Annotated in this window: 16 protein-coding genes; 11 read left to right on the top strand and 5 right to left on the bottom strand. The window is 64.5% G+C overall.

Annotated elements, in window-relative coordinates:
• Nucleotides 1-2 precede the first annotated feature (2 nt).
• Nucleotides 3-1,592 carry a GMC family oxidoreductase gene (locus tag FJ988_RS09860; protein WP_140816938.1) on the bottom strand — a complete coding sequence of 530 codons (1,590 nt, stop codon included), beginning with the start codon at nt 1,590-1,592 and terminating at the stop codon, nt 3-5.
• A gap of 4 nt (nt 1,593-1,596) precedes the next feature.
• Entirely contained in the window at nt 1,597-3,099 is a 1,503-nt protein-coding gene (locus FJ988_RS09855; RefSeq protein WP_210242755.1) for an aldehyde dehydrogenase, read from the bottom strand.
• Nucleotides 3,100-3,303: 204 nt separating this feature from the next.
• Between FJ988_RS09855 and FJ988_RS09850 the strand changes: the two genes are divergently transcribed.
• The 10 genes from FJ988_RS09850 (at nt 3,304) to FJ988_RS09805 (ending at nt 11,659) form a co-directional block, all read left to right on the top strand.
• A complete protein-coding gene (locus tag FJ988_RS09850; RefSeq protein ID WP_140816936.1) occupies nt 3,304-4,209 on the top strand; it encodes a hypothetical protein in 906 nt (301 codons plus the stop codon).
• Nucleotides 4,210-4,247: 38 nt separating this feature from the next.
• A complete protein-coding gene (locus tag FJ988_RS09845) occupies nt 4,248-4,835 on the top strand; it encodes a YceI family protein (RefSeq protein WP_246688493.1) in 588 nt (195 codons plus the stop codon).
• Between the two features lie 177 nt (nt 4,836-5,012).
• Complete coding sequence (locus FJ988_RS09840; RefSeq protein ID WP_140816933.1) at nt 5,013-5,801, top strand: SDR family NAD(P)-dependent oxidoreductase; 789 nt, start codon at nt 5,013-5,015, stop codon at nt 5,799-5,801.
• 14 nt (nt 5,802-5,815) lie between these two features.
• On the top strand, nt 5,816-6,610 hold the full coding sequence (locus FJ988_RS09835) for a MoaF C-terminal domain-containing protein (RefSeq protein WP_140816931.1): 795 nt from the start codon (nt 5,816-5,818) through the stop codon (nt 6,608-6,610).
• Between the two features lie 17 nt (nt 6,611-6,627).
• Nucleotides 6,628-7,017 carry a nuclear transport factor 2 family protein gene (locus FJ988_RS09830; protein ID WP_140816930.1) on the top strand — a complete coding sequence of 130 codons (390 nt, stop codon included), beginning with the start codon at nt 6,628-6,630 and terminating at the stop codon, nt 7,015-7,017.
• Nucleotides 7,018-7,070: 53 nt separating this feature from the next.
• Entirely contained in the window at nt 7,071-8,273 is a 1,203-nt protein-coding gene (locus FJ988_RS09825) for an amino acid ABC transporter substrate-binding protein (protein WP_181183484.1), read from the top strand.
• A gap of 78 nt (nt 8,274-8,351) precedes the next feature.
• On the top strand, nt 8,352-9,089 hold the full coding sequence (locus tag FJ988_RS09820; protein WP_140816928.1) for an ABC transporter ATP-binding protein: 738 nt from the start codon (nt 8,352-8,354) through the stop codon (nt 9,087-9,089).
• Nucleotides 9,082-9,792 carry an ABC transporter ATP-binding protein gene (locus FJ988_RS09815; protein ID WP_140817224.1) on the top strand — a complete coding sequence of 237 codons (711 nt, stop codon included), beginning with the start codon at nt 9,082-9,084 and terminating at the stop codon, nt 9,790-9,792. Before FJ988_RS09820 ends, FJ988_RS09815 begins: the two co-directional genes overlap by 8 nt.
• 2 nt (nt 9,793-9,794) lie before the next feature.
• The gene (locus FJ988_RS09810) at nt 9,795-10,688 is read left to right on the top strand and encodes a branched-chain amino acid ABC transporter permease (RefSeq protein ID WP_140816927.1); all 894 of its coding nucleotides are present in this window, start codon (nt 9,795-9,797) and stop codon (nt 10,686-10,688) included.
• A gap of 17 nt (nt 10,689-10,705) precedes the next feature.
• Nucleotides 10,706-11,659: a branched-chain amino acid ABC transporter permease gene (locus FJ988_RS09805; RefSeq protein ID WP_181183483.1), complete on the top strand. Its 954-nt coding sequence runs from the start codon at nt 10,706-10,708 to the stop codon at nt 11,657-11,659.
• 187 nt (nt 11,660-11,846) lie between these two features.
• Here FJ988_RS09805 and FJ988_RS09800 read toward each other — a convergent pair whose 3' ends face one another.
• On the bottom strand, nt 11,847-12,881 hold the full coding sequence (locus FJ988_RS09800; protein WP_140816925.1) for a class I SAM-dependent methyltransferase: 1,035 nt from the start codon (nt 12,879-12,881) through the stop codon (nt 11,847-11,849).
• A 318-nt stretch (nt 12,882-13,199) separates the two neighbouring features.
• On the opposite strand from FJ988_RS09800, the gene FJ988_RS09795 reads away from it, so the two are divergent.
• On the top strand, nt 13,200-15,173 hold the full coding sequence (locus tag FJ988_RS09795) for a bifunctional diguanylate cyclase/phosphodiesterase (RefSeq protein WP_140816924.1): 1,974 nt from the start codon (nt 13,200-13,202) through the stop codon (nt 15,171-15,173).
• 22 nt (nt 15,174-15,195) lie between these two features.
• Here FJ988_RS09795 and FJ988_RS09790 read toward each other — a convergent pair whose 3' ends face one another.
• Entirely contained in the window at nt 15,196-16,149 is a 954-nt protein-coding gene (locus FJ988_RS09790) for a helix-turn-helix domain-containing protein (RefSeq protein WP_181183482.1), read from the bottom strand.
• A 216-nt stretch (nt 16,150-16,365) separates the two neighbouring features.
• On the bottom strand, nt 16,366-19,770 hold the full coding sequence (locus FJ988_RS09785; RefSeq protein WP_140816922.1) for an acyl-[ACP]--phospholipid O-acyltransferase: 3,405 nt from the start codon (nt 19,768-19,770) through the stop codon (nt 16,366-16,368).
• Between the last annotated feature and the right edge of the window lie 296 nt (nt 19,771-20,066).

Raw genomic sequence — 20,066 nt, 5'->3', positions numbered from 1 at the left:
CCTCAACGGGTCCCCAGGATGAAATCCGCGCAGCGGTCGCCGATCATGATCGCCGGCGCGTTGGTGTTGCCGCTGGTGAGCCGCGGCATGATCGAGGCGTCGGCGATGCGCAGGCGTGGCACGCCGCGCACGCGAAGCTGCGGATCGACAACCGCAGCCTCGTCCGTTCCCATCCGGCAGGTGCCGCAAGGGTGGTAGACGGTCTTGGCGTGACGGATGATGTGAGCGACGATCGCGTCGTCGCCTAGGTCGTCGGCCTTGCCGGGCGCAAGCTCTTCGGCGACCACCTCGCGCAGCGCCGGCTGACGGACTATGGCGCGCGCCACCTTCATGCCGGCGAGCAGCAGGGCAAGGTCGTCGGCATGAGACAGGAAGCCGGTGGTGAAGCGGATCGGGTCGCTTGCATTTCGCGAGCGCAGCTTAACCGAGCCGCGCGACTTCGGCCTAAGCACGCAGGGGTTCAGCTCCATGCCGTGACGCTCGACCGAACCGTGCTCGGCATTCTCGATCATCACTGGCAGCACGTGGAACTGGATGTCGGGCCGGCCGTCGCCGTCGGTGTCGAAGAAGCCGCCGCTCTCGACCACGTTGGAGGCAAGCAGGCCGCGATGGAACAAAAGATACTCGATGCCGTGCCGCAGCGCCTTCAAGCCGCGATCCTCGCCGAGCAGCGAGATCGGCTTGCGGGTCAGCGCGTAGAGCGGGGCCGCGACATGATCCTGCAGGTCCTGACCGACCGCCTGCATGTCGCGGATGACGGGAATACCCATTTCGGCGAGATGCGCGGCCGGCCCGAGGCCGGACAGCATCATCAGCTTCGGCGTCGCCAGCGCGCCGGCGGCTAGGATCACTTCGGCCTTCGCCGAAGCCGTGTGGGTTTGCCCATCCGGCGTCGAATAGGACAGGCCGGTCGCCGCGCCGTTCTCCAGCGTCACGCCCGTCACCAGCGCATCGGTTACCACGGTTAGGTTGGCATTGCCGATGAGCGGCCGCAGGAACACTTTCGCCGCCGACTGCCTTTCGCCGTTGCCTGTCGTCGTCTGGTAGAAGCCGACGCCTTCCTGGCGCTCGCCGTTGAAGTCGTCGTTGAAGCGGTAGCCCGCCTGCTGCGCGGCGCGCACATAAGCGAGCGACAGCGGATGCCGGTAGCGCGGATCCGAGACCGGCAGCGGACCGTCGGTGCCGTGCCGTTCGCCGGCGAGGCGCTCGTTGCGCTCGAGCCGCTTGTAGATCGGCAGCACCTCGTCCCAGCCCCAACCGGGACAGCCGAGATCGCGCCAGCTGTCATAGTCTTCCGCCTGGCCCCGGACATAGAGCATGGCGTTGATCGAGGAGCCGCCGCCCAGCGTGCGCCCTTGCGGGATCGGCAGCGAGCGGCCGCCGACGCTCGGCTCCGGCTCCGACTGGTAGATCCAGCTGCGCGCCGTCCCGATCACCTTGGCGAAGGTGGCCGGCATATCGATGAAACGCGTGTTGTCGGCCGGTCCGGCCTCGACGACCAGCACGCGTTTCCCCGCGGCGACCAGCCGGCTTGCGACCGTGCAGCCCGCCGAGCCGGCTCCGGCGACGATGTAATCGTAAGTCTCTGTCATCTGGTCAGGCGTAGCGCATGATGGCGGTCTTGGTCTCGAGATAGCTCTCGATGGCCGCGCGGCCGTGCTCGCGGCCGATGCCCGATTGCTTGAAGCCGCCGAAGGGCGCTGCCGGGTCGAGCGTGTTGTGCGAGTTCACCCAGACCGTACCAGCCTTGAGGCCGTGGATGGCCGTCATCGCCCTGCCCATGTCGCGCGTCCAGATCGAGGCGGACAGGCCGTAGCGCGTGTCGTTGGCGATGCGGATCGCCTCGTCGAGGTCGGCGACCGGCATCGCCGCCACCACCGGGCCGAACACCTCCTCGCGCACGATCTCCATCTCCGGCTTGACGTGGTGCAGGATAGTCGGCGCCACATAATGGCCCTTGGTCGGCACGGCGCGCGCCCCGCTGACGCGTTCGACACCCGCTGCCAAGCTGCGCTCGACAAAACCTTGCACGCTGTTGCGATGTTTTGCGGAGACCAGCGGATTGATCTGGGCCTCGGCATCGCGGCCCGCCCCCATCGTCATGCCGTCGGCGATCTCGGCTAGCCGCGCCAGCGTGCGGTCATAGATCGATTTCTCGATCAGCAACCGCGCGGCGGAAGTGCAGACCTGGCCCTGGTTGAAGAACATGCCCAGCCCGGCAAGCAGCGGCTCGATGCCGTCCTCCATGTCGGCGAGCAGGATCATCGGCGACTTGGAGCCGAGCTCCAGCGTGAACCGCGCGACACGATCGACCGCGGCATGGCCGACGCGCTTTCCCACCTCCGTCGAGCCGGTGAAGGTCAGCTTGTCGACACCGGGATGGCGGATCAGCGCCTCGCCGGTGATGCTGCCGCTGCCGGTGACGATGTTGACGACGCCGGGCGGGAAGCCGACGGCCTCGATCAGCTCGGCGAGCCTGAGCAGGCCGAGCGGCGTCTCCTGCGGCGGCTTCAAGACGATAGTGCAGCCGCAGGCCAGCGCCGGTGCGATCTTCCATATGCCTATCAGCAGCGGAAAATTCCATGGCACGATGGCGCCGACGACGCCGACCGGCTCCATCACCGTCATCGCGTGATGCTTGGCGCCAGGCGGCACGGGGATCGAAACCTGAAGGGTAGAACCTTCGATCTTAGTCGCCCAGCCGGCGTAATAGCGCAGCCAGTCGACTGTGCCGCCGGCGCTGAGCATGCGGGCGACACCCAGCGACTTGCCGTTCTCGATGCTCTCGATCTCGGCCAGGAGATCGGCGTCTGCCTCGACGGCATCGGCAAGCTTCAGCATCAGGTTCTGACGATCGACAGGTCGCATCGAGGCCCATGGCCCCTCGAGCGCGGCGCGCGCCGCGCGCACCGCCTGGTCGACCAGTTCGGGGCCGCTCTCCGGCACATGGGCGACGATCTCGCCCGACGCGGAATCGTCGACCGGAAGCCCGTCGCCAGCAAGACCTTCGACAAATCGACCGTTGATGAAGGGCCGCTGCGGACGCGACAGGAATGCGGCGGCCGCCGCGCTGATCGGCGGCACGGTTCTCTCGTTCACGCCATCCTCCTCGATGCTGACGAACAATCTGATCGAAACGGTTATGGAGCGCGCCGATGCTGTTCAAGCCGCCGTCGAGGCGAGTGCGCTTTCAGTCAAAACAAAGTTCCCGTTCGGACAAGACGGTTCGCGGTCTGCTGGCCAAGATCGGGATCCAATCGAGTCGCGCGGAGCGCGCGCAAAAGTCATCAGGGGTCGCAGCGATTGAGCGCTTTTTTCGGCAATCCGATGGTCACGACGGCGGCACTGCCGCTGCTGCTCGGCATCGTGCTCGCGGTCATCGCGCGCCCGCGCCCGGCCTTGCCGGCATCGTCGTCTGTGTTGACGCTGGCATGGTCGGCGCTGCTGTTGTTCTTCTACTGGGACACGCTCGGTCCGCCGGCCGTGCCGCCGGTCGCCGCCAGCCAGAAGCTGATCTACCTCGCCTTTGTCGGCATCGGCGTCGGTCTTCTGCCGGCCAGGATACTAAGCGCCCGCACGGCAGGTGCCCTCGCGGGCGTAGCTGTCGCGGCAGCGCTGTTCTGGCTCGGCTGGCGCCGCATTTCGGGCGGGGCGCTCGATCTGCAGATGATCGCCGCGATCGTAGCCGGCGCGCTGGCCATCATCGGCGCGGCGATGCTGATGTCGCGTACCGCCTCGGTCCCGCCCACGGTGGAAGAACCGTTCCTGGCGCCGGCGGCGGTGCTGGCGACGGCGCTTTCGGGCGCCATAATCTCGGTGCTCGGCGCCTCGATCGTGACCGGGCAGTTGCTCGGCTCGCTTGCGGCGATGACCGGCGGCTGGTGCCTGGTTCAGTACGTCGCAACGCTGCGCGGCAGCGCGGCGGCGCCCTGGAGCAAGGGCGTCGAGTTCCTGTTGCTCTACGCGAACGCCACGGTGCTGATCCAGGTGGCGTTGCTTGCGCCCAAGGCGAACCCGGCCGCTCTCATCCTTTCGCCGTTGCCGATGATCGTTGCCGCGCTGGCGCACGGTCCGCTGCAAGGCCTTCTTCCCGGCGCGCGGTCGCTACGGCCGCTGATCGCCGGCATCCTGATCGCCATCCCGGCGATACTGGCCATCCTCGCGGCGATCGTCTGGGCGCCGCATGGGGCTGCCCTCGGCTTTTCCTGAGCCGCATCCGACTGACGAACCACAACAGGGAGAAACATGTGAGGACGAGAAAACTGATTGCCGCGCTCGCTTTTGCCGGCGCTTCGATGCTGACATCGGCCGCTTTTGCCGACAACTACGAGATCGACGGCCAGCACGCCTGGGTCACCTTCACTATCAAGCATGGCATCTATGGCATCGCTCATGGCCAGTTCGACGCCGTGAAGGGCTCGATCGTCATGGACAAGGCCGACGTCACCAAGAGCAGTGTCAAGGCCGAGATCGATGTCGGCTCCATCCACACCGCCTTCGATCAGCGCGACAACGACCTCAAAGGACCCGACTTCTTCAACGCCGCCGAGTTCCCGGCGATCAGCTTTGAGAGCACCAAGGTCGAGAAGGTCGACGACAAGACTGGCAAGGTCACTGGCAACCTGACCATCAGCGGCGTCAGCAAGGAGGTCACGCTCGACGTCAAGCTGCTCAATGAGGCGCCGGCGCCGTGGGACGCGACGCTGACCAAGGCAGCCTTCAGCGCCACCGGCAAGGTGAGCACCGCCGACTTCCCGATGGCGAAGGCCGCGGGTGGATTTGGCCTGGGGCCGGAGGTCGATATCGTCATCGATCTCGAGGCGGTGAAGAAATAGCCGGCAGCTACGCTGCGCGGCTCGCGAGAGCCGCGCGGCACTCTTGGCGGGAAGCGCCGAAGTGCGCGCTCAGTCAAAACTAAGTTCCCGCTCGGACAAGACGGATTGCGTTCGCCGTCGCACACTCCTTGGCAACGATCGGCGATGTCGGGGCCTTCGGCCCGGAGGACGGCAACAGTGAGATTTTCCGGCAAGACTGCATTGATCACCGGCGGTGGCACCGGCATAGGCGCGGCGGTCGCCCGTCGCATGGCGGCCGACGGAGCCAATGTCGTGCTGATGGGCCGGCGGCGCGAGCCGCTGGAAGCGGTGATGAAGGACATAGGCGGACTGGCGGTGCAAGGCGACGCCGCTGACGCCGGCTCCGTGCGCGCTGCCCTTGCCGAAGTGCATGGCAAGTTCGGTCCGGTCGACATCCTGGTCGCCAATGCAGGCGGCCACGGCGTCGGTCCGACGGTGACCATGAGCGACGAGACCTGGGCGCTGGCGACGCGCACCAATCTCGACACCGCTTTCGTCTGCGCCCGCGAATGCCTGCCCGATCTCATCGCGCAGAAGGGCAACGTCGTCGTCGTCGCCTCGATCGCCGGCCTGTTCGCCGGGCCGGCGGCTGCCGGTTACGTGACCATGAAGCATGCTTGCGTCGGCTTCGGCAAATCGCTCGCCCGCGACTATGGCCGCCAGGGCGTGCGCACCAACATCATCTGTCCCGGCTGGGTGGCGACCGCCATGGCCGACGAGCAGATGCAGGTGATTGTCGACAAGCATGGGCTGGGCTCGATCGACGAAGCCTACAGGTTGGTCACCAAGGACGTGCCGCTCGGCCGGCCGGCGACACCGGAGGAGGTCTCCAACGTCATCTGCTTCGTCGCTTCGGACGAGGCCGCGATGATGAACGGCTCGATCCTGACGGTCGACGGAGGCGCCACCGTGGTCGACCTGCCGACATTAGCTTTTGTCGATTGATTTTGGAGATGGCGATGAACGACCAGAACAGGCCCGCCGACTGGAAGCACTTCGACGATTTCGCCGCCGGCATCGCCACCAACCGGCTTCCGACGACCGAAGCGCTTCGCGGCCAGACTTTCAAGATCACGCTGAACACCGGGCGCGTCATCGATCTCGCCTTCACAGCCGCCGATACGGTGGCCTGGAGCGAAGGCGAGGATGCCGGCGCCGACTGGTACGAGGCGATCGAAGTCGCACCACAAGTTTTCTTCATCAACATGACCTTCGCCGTCAGGCCGGCAGAGGACGAGGCCTTCATCGTCAACACAGGGACCCGCCGGGTGCTGTCGTTGCGCGAGCGGGTGCGCGAACCGGGCGAGGCGCCGGGGGAACCGCGCGTGGCACAGGTTTACGCGGCCGGCGTGCTCGGCGATCCGTCTGTTGCTCCCATCGGTTTCGAGCCGGCGCCAACCCGCGACCTGGTCGGTCTCACCGCGCACTACACCTACAGCCCGAACCACGTCTACGAGCACATCTATCTGAGCTCCGAGCGCTACGCCTGGCAGAATCTCGTCGGCGTGCAGCGCGGCCATGGCGACGTCGACCTCGCCTCCACCTGGAAGTTTGACGAGAACCAGTACGTCTTCGGCTTCCGCGAATTCATCATCCCGGTCGCTTCGCTGTTCTTCTACAACTGGGACACGATGCGCTCGACCGGCAAATTCCTAGGCGTGACCAGCCAGGGCAGGATCGAGAACAAGCCGGCCGGCGCCTTCATCGAGAAGAAATCCAGAACCGCCTACGACCCAGGCAAGGCCCCGGTCTGAACACGCAGGTGACAAGCATGAGCAGGAACTACGAGGTCATCAAGGCGCATTATGCCGGCTCCGACGCCAAGGATCTGGCGGCGATGATGGCGCCGATCACCGCGACGACCGCCTGGACCGAGATGACCGGCTTCCCCTATGCCGGCACCTATGTCGGCCCGGATGCCGTCATCGCCGGCGTGTTCAAACGCATCGGCGAGGACTGGGACGGCTATACGTTCAAGCTCGAACATCTGGTCGATGGCGACAGCACGATCGTTGGCATCGGCACCTATTCCGGAACCTTCCGGAAGACCGGCAAGGCGATGTCGGCGCGGGTCGCCCATGTCTGGACGATGCGGGACGGCAAGGCCGTCAGCTTCGAGCAGTTCACCGATACCAAGCTTGTCGCGGCCGCGATGAGTTGAGGCGCATGCGCTGGCCGTGCGCGCCAGCGCCCGATGAAAACTGGGAGGATGAAATGGAAATCAGTCTGAAGGGAATGCTGGCCGGCCTGTTGCTGACCACCGCGCTCAGCGTCGGCGGCACGTTCGCCGCCAATGCCGGTGACAACGAGATCGTCATCGGCGCGCCGATATCGCTGACCGGGCCACTGGCCGGCGATGGCAAGGAGCAGAAATGGGCCTATGAGCAGGCCGTCGCCGACATCAACAAGGCCGGCGGGGTGACGGTGGGTGGCAAGAAGCTGCCCATTCGCCTTGTCATTGCCGATGACGAATCCTCCGAAGGCAAGGTCGCCTCGGCGTTGGAGAACCTGATCAAGGTGCAGAAGGTCGACGCGCTGCTGTCGACCCACTCCGGACCGATGAACATTGCCGGCGCCATCGTGGCAGAGAAGTACAAGAAGTTCTACATGATCACGACGGCTTTCCCCTTCGAGTGGCAGCCGCTGAAGCTCAAATATTCCGCCCTGTTCTTCTTCCATCCGGGGCCGGGCGCCGAAGTGCCGTTCGAGATCTGGGACAAGCTGCCGGCCAACGAGAAGCCGCAACACCCGGCGCTGGTCTCTGAAGATTCGCCCGACGGCAAGGGGTTCGGCGGCGCCTTCGAGGCCGCGGCCAAGAAATACGGTTACAGCTTCGCGGTCGACGATCCATGGGCGATCGGCGCCACCGACTATTCGGCGCTAATCACCAAGCTCAAGGCCGCCAATGTCGATGCCATGCTGGTCTTCGGCTCTCCCGCCGACACCGTCACGCTGCTGCGCCAGATGAAGGAACTCGGCTTCAGCGTGCCCTACTTCCATGGCTGGAAAGGCACCTGGACGGGCGAATTCCACGAGGCGCTCGGGCCTGACTCCGACTACATCATGACCGATGGCTTCTGGTCGGCGAGCTACCCCTACAAGGGCGCCAAGGAGCTTGGCGACCGCTACGAGGCCGAGTTCAAGAAGGACTCCGTCACCGTCGGCGCCTTCTACGCCAACGCCCAGGTTCTGGCGCAAGCGATCGAGAAGGCCGGCAGCACCGATGCCTCGGCGATCCATGACGCGATTTTCGGCCAGGAGTTCAAGGACACCGTGGTCGGCGACCTGAAGTTCGACCAGACAGGATTCGCGCTGATCCCGAGCGTCGCCACGCAATGGTGGCAGGGAAAGCATCAGCTGATCTATCCGGACGGCAACTGGACCTACAAGCCGGCGCCGGCTTGGGACAAGCGTTGACCAAACAGAAACGGCAGGCGGGGCGGTCGTCATCGCGCGGCTGCCCCGGTGGTATCACAAGGGGGAAACGGAAACACGATGCAGGCTGACGGGACCTTGCTGCGCCTCGAGGCGGTCAAGAAGCGCTTCGGCGGGCTTGTCGTCCTCAACAACATCGACATTGCCGTCGGCCCGAACGAGCTGATCGGGCTGATTGGCCCCAACGGCGCCGGCAAGTCGACGCTGTTCAACGTCATCACCGCCATCTACGCGCCGACGGAGGGCCGGGTGACGTTCCGCCACAAGGACATCACCGGCATCGCGCCGCACCGCATATCGAGGCTCGGCATCGCCCGCACCTTCCAACTGGTGCGCACTTTTCTCACGATGACCGCGTTCGAGAACGTTATGGTCGGCGCCGTGTACGGGGCAGGGGGGCGCGTCAAGCATGCGAGGGAGGCCGCCAATGCGGCGCTCGAACTGGTCGGCCTGACGGCCAGGCGCGAGATGCTGACCTCGCATATGACGCTTTCCGACCGCCGCATGCTGGAGATCGCGCGCGCCATCGCCTCCGATCCGGCGCTGCTTCTGCTCGACGAGCCGATGGCCGGCCTCAACCCCACTGAGATCCAGCGCATGGTCGACGTCATCCGCGCTGTGCGGGCCGAGCGCGGCATCTCGATGCTGTGGGTCGAGCACAAGGTCGACGCCATCATGAAAGTCTGCAGCCGCGTGATCGTGCTCGACCATGGCGAAAAAATCGCCGACGGCACGCCGCGCGAGGTCACCCAGAACCGCAAAGTCATCGAGGCCTATCTTGGCGAACCGGCTGCTTGAAGTAACGGACCTGGAAGTCGCCTATGGCGATGTCGGCGCCCTGTGGGGCGTGTCGCTGCATGTCGACGCCGGAACGATCGTCTCGCTGGTCGGCGCCAACGGCGCCGGCAAGACGACGCTGCTCCGGACCGTGTCCGGCCTGCTCAAGCCGAAGGCCGGCGACGTGCGCCTCGCCGGTCAGTCGCTGGTCGGCAAGTCGCCGCAGGAGATCGCGCGCATGGGCATCGCCCATGTCCCGGAAGGGCGCGGCCTGTTCCGGCAGATGACGGTGCTGGAAAACCTCGAGCTCGGCGCTTTCCAGCCCAAGGCGCGGCCGCGCACGAAGGAATTGCTCGACAAGGCCTATGCGCTGTTCCCGCGCTTGAAGGAGCGCACGCACCAGAAAGCCGGTTCGCTCTCCGGCGGCGAGCAGCAGATGCTGGCGATCGCGCGCGCCACCATGTCGGAGCCGTCGCTGCTTATCCTCGACGAGCCGTCGCTGGGGCTGAGCCCGCTCGTCGTGCAGCAGATGTTTGCGCTCATCCAGACCTTGCACGGCCAGGGCGTTACCATCCTGCTCGTCGAGCAAAACATCCATCAGGCGCTGAAAGTGGCGGACTATGCCTTCGTGCTGCAGACGGGTTCGCTCGTCATGCAGGGCACCGGCGCCGAGCTCATCGCCGATCCCGAAATCCAGAAAGCCTATATGGGCGTGTTGGAGTAGAAATGTTCAATCTCCCGCCACCCGACATCCTGCTTCAGCTCTCGCTCAATGGCGCGCTCGGCGGCGCCATGTACGGCGTCGCCGCCGTGGGCCTGAGCCTGATCTTCGGCACAATGCGGCTGATCTTCCTGGCGCAAGGGGCGATGATCATCCTGGCCGCCTATTTTGTCCGCGCCCTGTTCTACGGTCTCGGCATCGACCCGTTCCTGTCGCTGTTGATCGTCGTGCCGGTCGGGCTAGGTGTCGGCTGGCTGCTCTATCAAGGCCTGTTCCGCAAGGCCGCCGCTGAAGCAGACCGCAATGTCTCGTTGCTGATCGCCGTCGGCCTGATGTTCCTGGTGCAGAACCTGATGACGGTGATCTGGGGCGGCAACACCGCTGGCGTGGTGACGAGCTACACGGCAAGCGGCATCGAGCTCCTGGGCGTGCGCACATCCTTCACCCGCTCGATGGGCTTCCTCATCGCGCTTGCCGGCACCGGCCTTGTGATGTTGTTTCTGCGCAAGACGATTGTCGGCAAGGCGGTGCGCGCGGCTTCGGAAGACATGGACGCTGCCACCTTGATGGGCATCAGCCCGCACCGCGTCAACGCCATCGCCTTTGCCATCGGCATTTCGCTCGCCGGTGCGGCCGGCGTTGCGGTCGCCACCACCTTTCCGTTCAACCCCTTCGCCGGCTTCATCTTCAGCCTGAAGGCGCTGGTCGCGCTGGCGCTGGGCGGTATCGGCAACGTCACCGGCGCGCTCGCCGGCGGCATCCTGCTCGGTCTGATCGAGGCCTATGTCCAGTTCTTCATCTCCGGCGGCTGGACGAATGCCATCGCCTACGGCGTGTTCCTCCTGGTGCTGATGTTCAAGCCGGAAGGCCTGTTCAGCCGGCCCTACAAGAAGGCTTGAGACCGATGAACCGAGCCTTGCCTTGGATCGCAATCGTTGCCGTCGCGGCGCTCGCGCTGCTGCCCTTCGCGCCGGGCGCGGTCGACGCCTATTACTTTTCCTTCCTGTTCTTCGTCTTCCTCTACGCCATCATGGCGCAGAGTTGGAACCTGGTCGCCGGCTATGGCGGCCAGATCAGCCTCGGCAGCCACGCCTTCTTCGGGCTGGGCGCCTACACGACCGCGATCCTGTGGACCGGCAACTATCTTTGGGGCTCGCTCTACGACACTTATCCCAACATCTACTATTTCGACCCGGTGACGATGGCGCTGGGCGGACTGGTCGCGGCTGTCGCCGCCGCCCTCATCGGCCTGCCGCTTCTGTCGAAACTGCGCGGCGATTATTTTGCGCTGGGCACGCTCGGTTTCGGCGAGATCGTCAAGGTGCTGTTCGTCAATGGCGGCGACTTCACCGGCAGCGCCTTCGGCCTTGTCGCGCCGGCAAGCAGCTTCGACACGCTGCGCCCGCATTACTGGGTTGCGCTCGGCCTGATGGTCGCCACCGCTCTGGCCATCCGCGCGCTGATGCGTTCGCGCTACGGCCTGGCGCTGATCGCTGTGCGCGACGACGAGATGGCGGCCTCGGCCAACGGCATCGACGTCTTGAAGGTCAAGGTCGCCGCCTTTGCCGGCAGCGCCTTCATCGCCGGCGTCGCCGGCAGCCTCTACACCTTCTACATCTTCCATGTCGGGCCGGACTCGGTCTTCGACCTCGACTGGATGCTCCTGCCGCTGATGATGACCGTGGTCGGCGGCACCGGTACGCTGCTTGGCCCTATAATCGGCGCCTTGGTGATGTATGCGGTGTTCGACCTGGCGAAGATCGTGGTGCCCGATTATCACCCGGTGATTTCGGGGCTGACGATTATTTTGGCGATGCTGTTCCTGCCGAAAGGGCTGGCGCGGCTTAGAGCAATTCCAGGAAAAGTGTGAGCGGTTTTCCGTCAGCAATTGCTTGAAAACAAAGAGATAGAGCAGTTCGCCGTTTCCGTGAAACGGTGAAACGCTCTAGCGCGATGCAGCGGCTGAAATCGGCGTAACGCGGCCGGCGCGTCGAATTCAAGCGCGCCGCTTTTGGCAGCGCTTGATCGATCGTGCCGGCCTGATTCGCGGCTGGTGCCTACCCGCGCTTTTCGATCACCGCGTAGAGCACGTTGCGGTTCTCGCCGTAGAACACTTGCGCATCCACCGTGTTGCGGTCGACGCTGGCATTGATGATGTTCCACATGTCGGCTTCCGAGCGCAGCAGCAGCACCCAGTCCATGAAGGTTTCGCGATAGCCGGCATCGGGCGTGCCGTCGGCGTAGTTGGCGAACAGGAACCGTCCGTTCGGCTTCAGCATCTGCAGGCAGGTTTTGGTCAGCTTCACCGCGACATTATGCTGGAGATAGTCGTAGAGGCCTGAGGCATAGATCAGGTCGAACTTGCCGAGCTTGTGGCCTCTGGTCAGCACGGTCCGCACCGAGCCGTCGATGGCTTCGATTGCCGTGCCCTGGAAATCGCGCGCGATCAGCCCGACGCTTTGCGGGTCCTGGTCGAGCGCGACCCAGCGCTTCAGCCGGCCTTCGGCCAGTGCGGTCGAGCGATTGGCCTCGCGCAGATGGCCGGCCGCGATCGCCAGCACTTCGGCGTCGGGTCCGTGCCTGGCCGCGGTTTCGTCGACATAGCGGGTCAAGAGGTCGCGCCGCTCGCGCGCCGCCACGCAAGAGGGCACATTCTGGGTATGACTGTAGAGCGCCTTGCCGGTCTCCGAGGCGCTCGCCACGTCTTCGGCCACATGCGGGTCGCAATAGATGTAGTCGAGCAACTGCGCGTCGCCGGAATAGCCCCTGGGCTTCGTGAAGGACCAGTGCGTCAGCGGATCCTGCAGGAAGTACTGCAGGATTGCGTGGCCCTGCGCCACCGGGATCAAGGCCTGCCAGACATCGGGATGGACCCTGGAGCGCAGCGCGTTCAGAATTGACAACAGGCGGCGAACGATATCGGCCGGGTCGCTCTGCTGCTCGATCTGCTGCTGCGTCGTCTGCAGGATCAGCGCAAGCTCGGCGCGCGCTACCTGGAACGCTTCGCCATGATGTTCGGGCTTTCCGCGATGTAGATTGCCGGCGATGATCTCGGCTGTAATCAGGCTCTTGCCATCGAACACGGTCTGCACCAGCAACGCTCCATGGTTAACAATCGCTTAACTTATTGCGTAGAATGTCTCCTTTGCCAACGGTGGGTCGGTTGCATTTTAATAATATGATTAATTTCCCGCCAACCATCTCGGTTCATTGGGTATTTTTTGGGTCGGAATCGGGGTTCGAGTTAACGCAAACTTGTCTTGAGTCGTTGCATTTTATGGCGCGGCTAATCGTTGTTTCGCTAGGAGCAGGCCCGCGTGGGGGCAGAGGCGAGAAGAGAACTCGAAGTGCAAACCACCCCTCAGCCGGGGTTCGTCGCCAACGAACGGGTGTCGTCCCGGTTGGCTGATATGGCGCATTTGGAGTCGCACGAGCCGCTCCATGCGCCGGCGGCGGACGAACTGCGCCTGCTCTACCGCGAGGAAGCGCAGGCCAAGCGAAGGAAGGAAGCCAGGCCGGGGCTCTGGATGGCTGTCGTCATCTACGTTCTGTTTTCGGTATCGGACCTTTTGCTGATACCGGACGTGGCGGCCTATTCCATCACGGCGCGCTTCGCCGTCGGGTTGACTGCGCTGCTGGTCCTGGAGGAGCAGCTCCGTCGCGGGGCTGCGACCCAGTGGCTCGACTTGACCTGCGCGGCCGCCATCATCTTCGGCTATATCGGCTGGCTTGGCCCGACTTCTCAAGGCGCGGAGCGGGAAGCGGTCGCTTATTACATGGTATTCGGCACCATCTTCATGATGAGCGCCAACCTGTTCTTCACCTTCAGCTTCAGGACGTCGATCATCACATCGACGATCATCCTGTGCATCCTGTATGTGGTGAACTACTTCGTACCGGCTTCGCTGACATACAAGCTGGTGTTCGGCGCCTTCTACATCTCCTGCTTCACCTTCACCTCCTATGTGAACTGGAAGCTGAATGAGGAGCGCTACAACGTCTTCCTGAACGCGCTCGAAGCCAAGATCCAGCACAACGAAGCGACCGAGCGCGGCAAGGCGCTGCTGAGGCTTTCGCGGACCGATCCGCTGACGGGCCTGGAGAACCGCCGTGCCATTGACGAAAAGCTGCGCGAACACTGGAGCGACTGGCAAAAGCTCGGCATCCGCTTCGCGGCGATTCTCATCGACGTGGATTTCTTCAAGAAGTTCAACGACTGCTACGGTCATCAGGAAGGCGACCGCTGCCTGATCCATGTCGCCAACGCACTGAGCGAGCTGGTCACTCGATACAATGGCTCGATCGGACGCTATGGCGGCGAGGAGTTCATCATGCTGGCGCGCCTGAACGACAAGGAGCAGGTCGCCGATCTCGCACAGGCTATCTGCCGCACGGTGGAGGAACTGGCGCTGACGCATGAATTGCGGCGCGACGGCACCTCGATCGTGACGGTGAGCGTGGGCGCCGCCTTCACCCGGACGCAGGCCGGCGCCAAGCTGGAAAAGATCATCCACGAGGCCGACCGCGCGCTCTACTTGGCCAAGGCCGGCGGCCGCAATTGCGCGCGCCTGTTCGACCCGACCGATCCGCAATCGAGCGACGAGAGCGAGAACATCGCCGCTCTGCTCAAGATCGCCATCGACCGGAATCTCGTGTCGCTGGTCTATCAGCCGATCCAGGACATCGCGTCGGGGCGGATCGAGGCCGTCGAGGCGCTGATGCGCCTGAAGATGCTCGACGGCATATTGGTGCCGCCAAGCCTGTTCATTCCGGTCGCCGAACGCACCGGCGCCATCCTCGAGCTCGGCCGCTGGGCGATCAGGACGGTGTGCACGGAACTTTTGGCGCACGACCATGTCCGCGTCGTCAGCGTCAACGTCTCGCCGATCCAGCTCAAGACGCCCGGCTTCGCGACCTCCGTCGCAAGCATTCTCGGTGAGACCGGCGTCGCCGGCAGCAAGCTCGCCTTCGAGATAACCGAGGGGCGCGAGCTGGAGATGGACTCCGACATATTGCGCTGCATCAGCGATCTCAAGCTGCTCGGCATCCGGATCTGGCTCGACGATTTCGGCACCGGCTTCGCCGGCCTGTCATGGTTGCGCCTGATCGATTTCGACACGGTCAAGATCGACCGCTCCTTCCTGCACGACTGCGGCACGCCGAAAGGCATGGCCATGCTCCAGGACATCATCGCGCTCGTCCGCAACCGCGGCCACAAGATCCTGGTCGAAGGCGTGGAGAACGAAGAGCAGATGGAACTGATGCGCGAGTTCGGCATCGACAAGGTGCAAGGCTACCACGTCGCCCGCCCGATGCCGGCGGCTAGCTTCCAAGCCAAGCGCCCCGTGCAGAAGCGGCCGTTTACGGTTCTGAAGTCGGCGTGAGGGGGTGGGCGCCCGCCGCCCCTCAATGCACTACCGACCTCACCCTTTCCCGCAACTCTCGCGGCGCCACGTCGTACTTGCTCTTGAACGCCCGCGAAAAATGCGCGCTGGAGTTAAATCCGCAGGCGAAGGCGATTTCCGAGATCGAGGCTGAGGCGCGTGCGGGCGACAAGAGCTCTTCCTTGCTGCGCTCCAGCCGCCGGTCCCACACGAAACGTTCCAGCGTCATGCCTTCGCCTTCGAAGGCGCGGTGCAGGTAGCGGCGCGAGCAGCCCATGTGGCGGGCGATGTCGTCGGCCGAGAGATTGCTGCGCGCAAGGTTGGCGTCGATATAGGCGACGATCCTCTCGCGCAGCGCCTCCAGCGGCGAGCGGCGGTAATCCGGCGCCATCGGCTTGGCCTGTATCAGGCCGTTGACGAGCTGGATCAGGCTCTCGCCGACGCGTCGGCAGCTGGCTTCGTCGAGCTTGTGCGCCTTGCCGATCGCCATCTGCATCAGGCCCGACACGATATGGGTCAGGCTGTCGTCCTCGCTGGGCAGCGGCAGCGGCGCCAAGAGCCTTGCCAGCGTCTCGTCGCCGAAGGTCGAGCGCGGCACCTGCAGGATCAACTGGTCGACATCGGAGAGGTTCTGCAGCGAATAGCTGCGCACCGGGTCGTAGATGATCGCCGTGCGCGGGCTGAGGTCTATCGCCGTCTCGCGCTGCTCGAACCGGCTGCGGCCCTTGAGCTGCATCAGGATCTTGATCGAGTCCGGGTCGAAGCTACGCCAGAAGGCGCGGTCGTTGACGACCAGATGCGACTTGGCGCGGATTTCGGACAGGCGGCAGGAGCCGAGGTTGACCGAAACCAGCTTCGGCAGCGACGGCGCCTCGCCGCGCGAAAAACGTTGGGTAATCGGGCCGAACAGCATCCGCGAAGCGGACAGGAAGGCTTCGCCGTCGGCGACGCTCACATGTTGGGCGGCAGCATGCATGGTTTCCTCCTCCACAGCATGATCCCGAAGAGCCGCAAACAGCGGCCCAAACCGGAACCTCCCGTCTTGTTGCGGGCCCCGTCTTATGCGGGATTGAGCAGCAACGGCCATGCCGTTGCAACCGGAAAGGAAGTTAACATGCTAATCATCTCGGCCGCAACGGCACAGATGCGATGAACAGGCCGCCGATTGGCGACAGCCTGTTCACAGTTCCTGCTAGGCGGCCTTGACCTTCAACTCGTCCTCGCCGCGCACCATTTTGGTCACGCCGGCGAAGTCGAGCTTGCCGGAGCCGAGCACCGGCACCTTCGGCACGATGCGTACCTCGGCCGGCACCATCAGGTCCATAGCGCCGCTCGCCTTGGCGAAAGCGAGGAAGTCGGCGCGCGTTGCGCTGGCGGCCTCGGTGATCAGGATCAGCCTCTCGCCCTTGCGCGCATCCGGCAGCGTAGCGACGGCCGACAGCGAACCTTTCCACAGTTCGCCGGCCAGCGCCTCGACCGCGGCCAGCGAGACCATCTCGCCGCCTATCTTGGCGAAACGCTTGGCGCGGCCGCGGATCGAGATGAAGCCGGCATCGTCGATGGTGACGACGTCGCCCGTGTCGTGCCAGCCATCGGCCAGCGGCTCGATTACACCGGGCTTTTCGGCGCGCAGATAGCCGGCCATGACGTTGGGGCCGCGCACGAACAGCCGTCCGCCCTCCTCGACGCCGGGCACCGGCTCAAGCCGATACTCCATGCCGGGCATGATTTTGCCGACGCTGCCCGCCTTGTTGTACATCGGCGTGTTGATGGCGATCACCGGCGCGGCTTCGGTCACGCCGTAGCCTTCCAGGATGCGCAGGCCGAACTTTTCCATATAGGTCTGTCGCGTCGCGGGCTTCACCGGCTCGGCGCCGGCGAAGCAGTAGCGCACCGAACGGAAGTCGTAGGGGTGCGCGGTGCGTGCGTAACCGGAGAGGAAAGTGTCGGTGCCGAAGATGATCGTGGCGTTCGAGCCATAGATCAGCTCCGGCACGATGCGGTAATGCAGCGGCGAGGGGTAGAAATAGACCGGCACACCCGAGATCAGCGGCAACACCGTGCCCGCCGTCATGCCGAAGGAGTGGAAGATCGGCAAAACGTTGAACACCTTGTCGCCCGAGTGGAAATCGATGCGCGAGGCGGCCTGGGCGGCGTTGGCCAGGATGTTGCGGTGGGTCAGCACCACACCCTTCGGCGTGCCTTCCGATCCGGAGGTGAACAGGATCGCGGCCGGATCGTCGGCCTTGCGTGCCACCCGCGGCGTCGACTTGCGCAACAGGCCGAGCAGCTTGTCCTTCAGGCCGATGGTCTTGCGCAGGTCGTCCAGCCAGACGATGTCGACCGCTTTGCCGATCTCGTCGACCACCGGTCCGAGCTTCGCCTGCTCGACGAAGGCGCGGGAGGTGAGCACGGTCTTCACCTCGGCCGCTTTGCAGGCCGACAGGATGTTGGCCGCACCCGCGGTGAAGTTGATCATCGCCGGCACCTTGCCGGCCGACATGACGCCAAGCAGGGCCGCGCAGGCGCCATTGGCATTGGGCAGCATGATGCCCAGTGTCTGCTGTCCGGCATAGAGATGCTCGAATTTCTCGCCAAGCACGGCGGCACCGGTGAGCAGCTTGCCGTAGCTCAGCGAACCGGTGACCGGGTCCTGCACGGCGAGTTCCTTCATGCCGCGTTCGTGCGCGGTCTCGATGATCTTCTCGAGCACCGTCTTGTCGATGTCCTGGGTGCGGAAGACGAGATCCGACATCACCTGGTAGAGCGCAGCGCCCGCCGTGGCGCGGCGCTGGCGGCCCTTCAGTTCCTGCGGCACTTCGAGCTTGACCGGCTCAAGGATGGTCACCTTGACCTTCGGGAACAGGCGGCGGCGCACATGCTGTGAGCTCAACCGCGAAAAATAGCTCTTCTCCAGCCCGTCGATGCGCACCGGCACCACCATCGAGCCGGTCTTGTCGGCGACCATGGCGGCGCCGTCATAGACCTTCATCAGGCCGCCGGTGACGGTGATGCGTCCCTCCGGAAAGATGACCAGCGGATCGCCGCCCTGCACGACCTTGATCAGCGTGCGGGTCGACATCGGCTTGGCCGGATTGAGCGGCAGCGCGCGGGCAAGCTTCATGAACGGCTTCATCCACCAGGCCTGCGCGATCGTGTAGTCGATGGCGAAGACCGGCTCCTCGTCGGTCAGCGTAAGCGCCAGCGGGCCGTCGAGGAAGCTGACATGGTTGAGCGCCAGGATCGGCGCCTTGCCGGCCGCCTTGAGGTTGTCCATGCCTTCGACTTCCAGGCGCAGGAAGGCGCGGAACAGGATCGAGACGAAGTCGCGGAACGGATTGGTCGGCAGGTATTTCAACATCAGCCAGGCGGCGATGGCATTGGCGACGACGAGGCCGAACAGGATCCCCGCGATCGAGACGCCCGCAGCCTGGATTCCGGCGACGAGCGCGCCGCCCACGGTCATGAAGCCGGCATTGACGATGCTGACCGCGGCAACGACGCGGGCGCGGCGCGCTTCGGGCGACCAGGCCTGCACGGCGGCGAAGGTCGGCACCACCAGGAAGGCGGCGGCGATCGCCATGCCGGCGAGGTCGATTGCCACGCGGATGGTGTTCGGTCCGGCGAAGAAGGCGGCAAGCGTGTCGGCCTTCGGCGAAGGCTGCATGCTCCAGATCGTCCAGGCGAGATGCAGGCCGAACAGCGCGAGCAGCGCTGTGCCGACCGGCGCGGGCAACAGCACCATGCGACCCTGCGACATCCACGCGGCGATGGCCGAGCCGATGGCGATCGAGACGGCGAACACCGCGAGATAAGCGGTGACGGCGATCTCGTTTCCGCCGAGCGAATCCTTGATCATCGACGGCAGGATCGACAGCACGATGGCGCCGACCAGCCAGAACCACGAGGTCATCAGGCCGGCGCGCCAGATGCGCGTGTCGGTGCGCAAATCGGCGACCTGGCGCCAGGTCGAACGGAAGATGTTCTTGTCGATGACGAGGTTGGGAGCGGCCGAACCGGTCGAGGGGATGTAGCGGCTGATCAGCCAGCAGCCGACGGCCAGAGCCATCATGATCGGCCCGAACACCGCGACGCCGATGCCGTCGGCCGAGACGACGCCGCCGGCGATGGTGCCGCCGAGGATGGCGGCGAAGGTGGCCGATTCGATCCAGGCGTTGGCCTTGGGCAGTTCCTTGCGCTCGAGGTGATCGGGCAGGATGCCGTATTTGATCGGCCCGAACAGCGCCGAGATGATGCCGAACATCAACAGCGCCGTCATCAGCACGGGAATGGACGACAGCGCGATGCCGGCGACCGAGACGGCCGCGGCGGCGATCTCGGCGAATTTCAGCCGCTTGGCGATGAGGGCTTTGTCGAAGCGGTCGGCGATCTCGCCGCCGAGCGCCGACAGAAGCAGGAAGGGCGCCATGAAGACGGCGCCGGCCAGCGTCACCAATGACGCGGCCTGGTCCTTCGCCAGCGTGAACAGGATAAGGAACACCAGCGTGTTCTTCAGGAAGTTGTCGTTGAAGGCCGAGAGGAATTGCGTCCAGAAGAGTGGCGCGAAGCGCCTAGACATCATCAGATGAGTGTTCATGGCAATTTCCATTGGGCAAGGCCGGCTGGCAATCCGATTGGACTGAGCGGCGACTTGCTCGGTTTGAGCCTCGTTTTAGCGGGAAGGGGTTAAAGTTCGCTGTTGCGGTTCATTCCAATCCACTTGCTTCTTGTCCTCAGCGCCTCGAATCTGGTGCCGGAGATAGGTTTCCAGCTTGTCCGGGCGATCGAACAATGGCGGGCAGGGCTGTCGGTGAGCATCGATATGATCCTTTCGTTTCAGGCTTAGGCTGCATCGTCGCGAGCTTGTTGCAGACCGGATACATTCTCTTGAAC

It is taken from the genome of Mesorhizobium sp. CU3, from assembly GCF_006442965.1.
Classification (GTDB): Bacteria; Pseudomonadota; Alphaproteobacteria; order Rhizobiales; family Rhizobiaceae; genus Mesorhizobium.
This window is presented reverse-complemented; position numbering and strand designations above follow the sequence as displayed.

Excerpts from the sequence above, each read along its gene's own strand:
- FJ988_RS09860 (WP_140816938.1), bottom strand. The coding sequence starts at position 1,592 with ATGACAGAGACTTACGATTACATCGTCGCCGGAGCCGGCTCGGCGGGC.
- FJ988_RS09835 (WP_140816931.1), top strand. The coding sequence starts at position 5,816 with ATGAACGACCAGAACAGGCCCGCCGACTGGAAGCACTTCGACGATTTC.
- FJ988_RS09795 (WP_140816924.1), top strand. The coding sequence starts at position 13,200 with ATGGCGCATTTGGAGTCGCACGAGCCGCTCCATGCGCCGGCGGCGGAC.
- FJ988_RS09820 (WP_140816928.1), top strand. The coding sequence starts at position 8,352 with ATGCAGGCTGACGGGACCTTGCTGCGCCTCGAGGCGGTCAAGAAGCGC.
- FJ988_RS09810 (WP_140816927.1), top strand. The coding sequence starts at position 9,795 with ATGTTCAATCTCCCGCCACCCGACATCCTGCTTCAGCTCTCGCTCAAT.
- FJ988_RS09785 (WP_140816922.1), bottom strand. The coding sequence starts at position 19,770 with ATGAACACTCATCTGATGATGTCTAGGCGCTTCGCGCCACTCTTCTGG.
- FJ988_RS09790 (WP_181183482.1), bottom strand. The coding sequence starts at position 16,149 with ATGCATGCTGCCGCCCAACATGTGAGCGTCGCCGACGGCGAAGCCTTC.
- FJ988_RS09830 (WP_140816930.1), top strand. The coding sequence starts at position 6,628 with ATGAGCAGGAACTACGAGGTCATCAAGGCGCATTATGCCGGCTCCGAC.
- FJ988_RS09825 (WP_181183484.1), top strand. The coding sequence starts at position 7,071 with ATGGAAATCAGTCTGAAGGGAATGCTGGCCGGCCTGTTGCTGACCACC.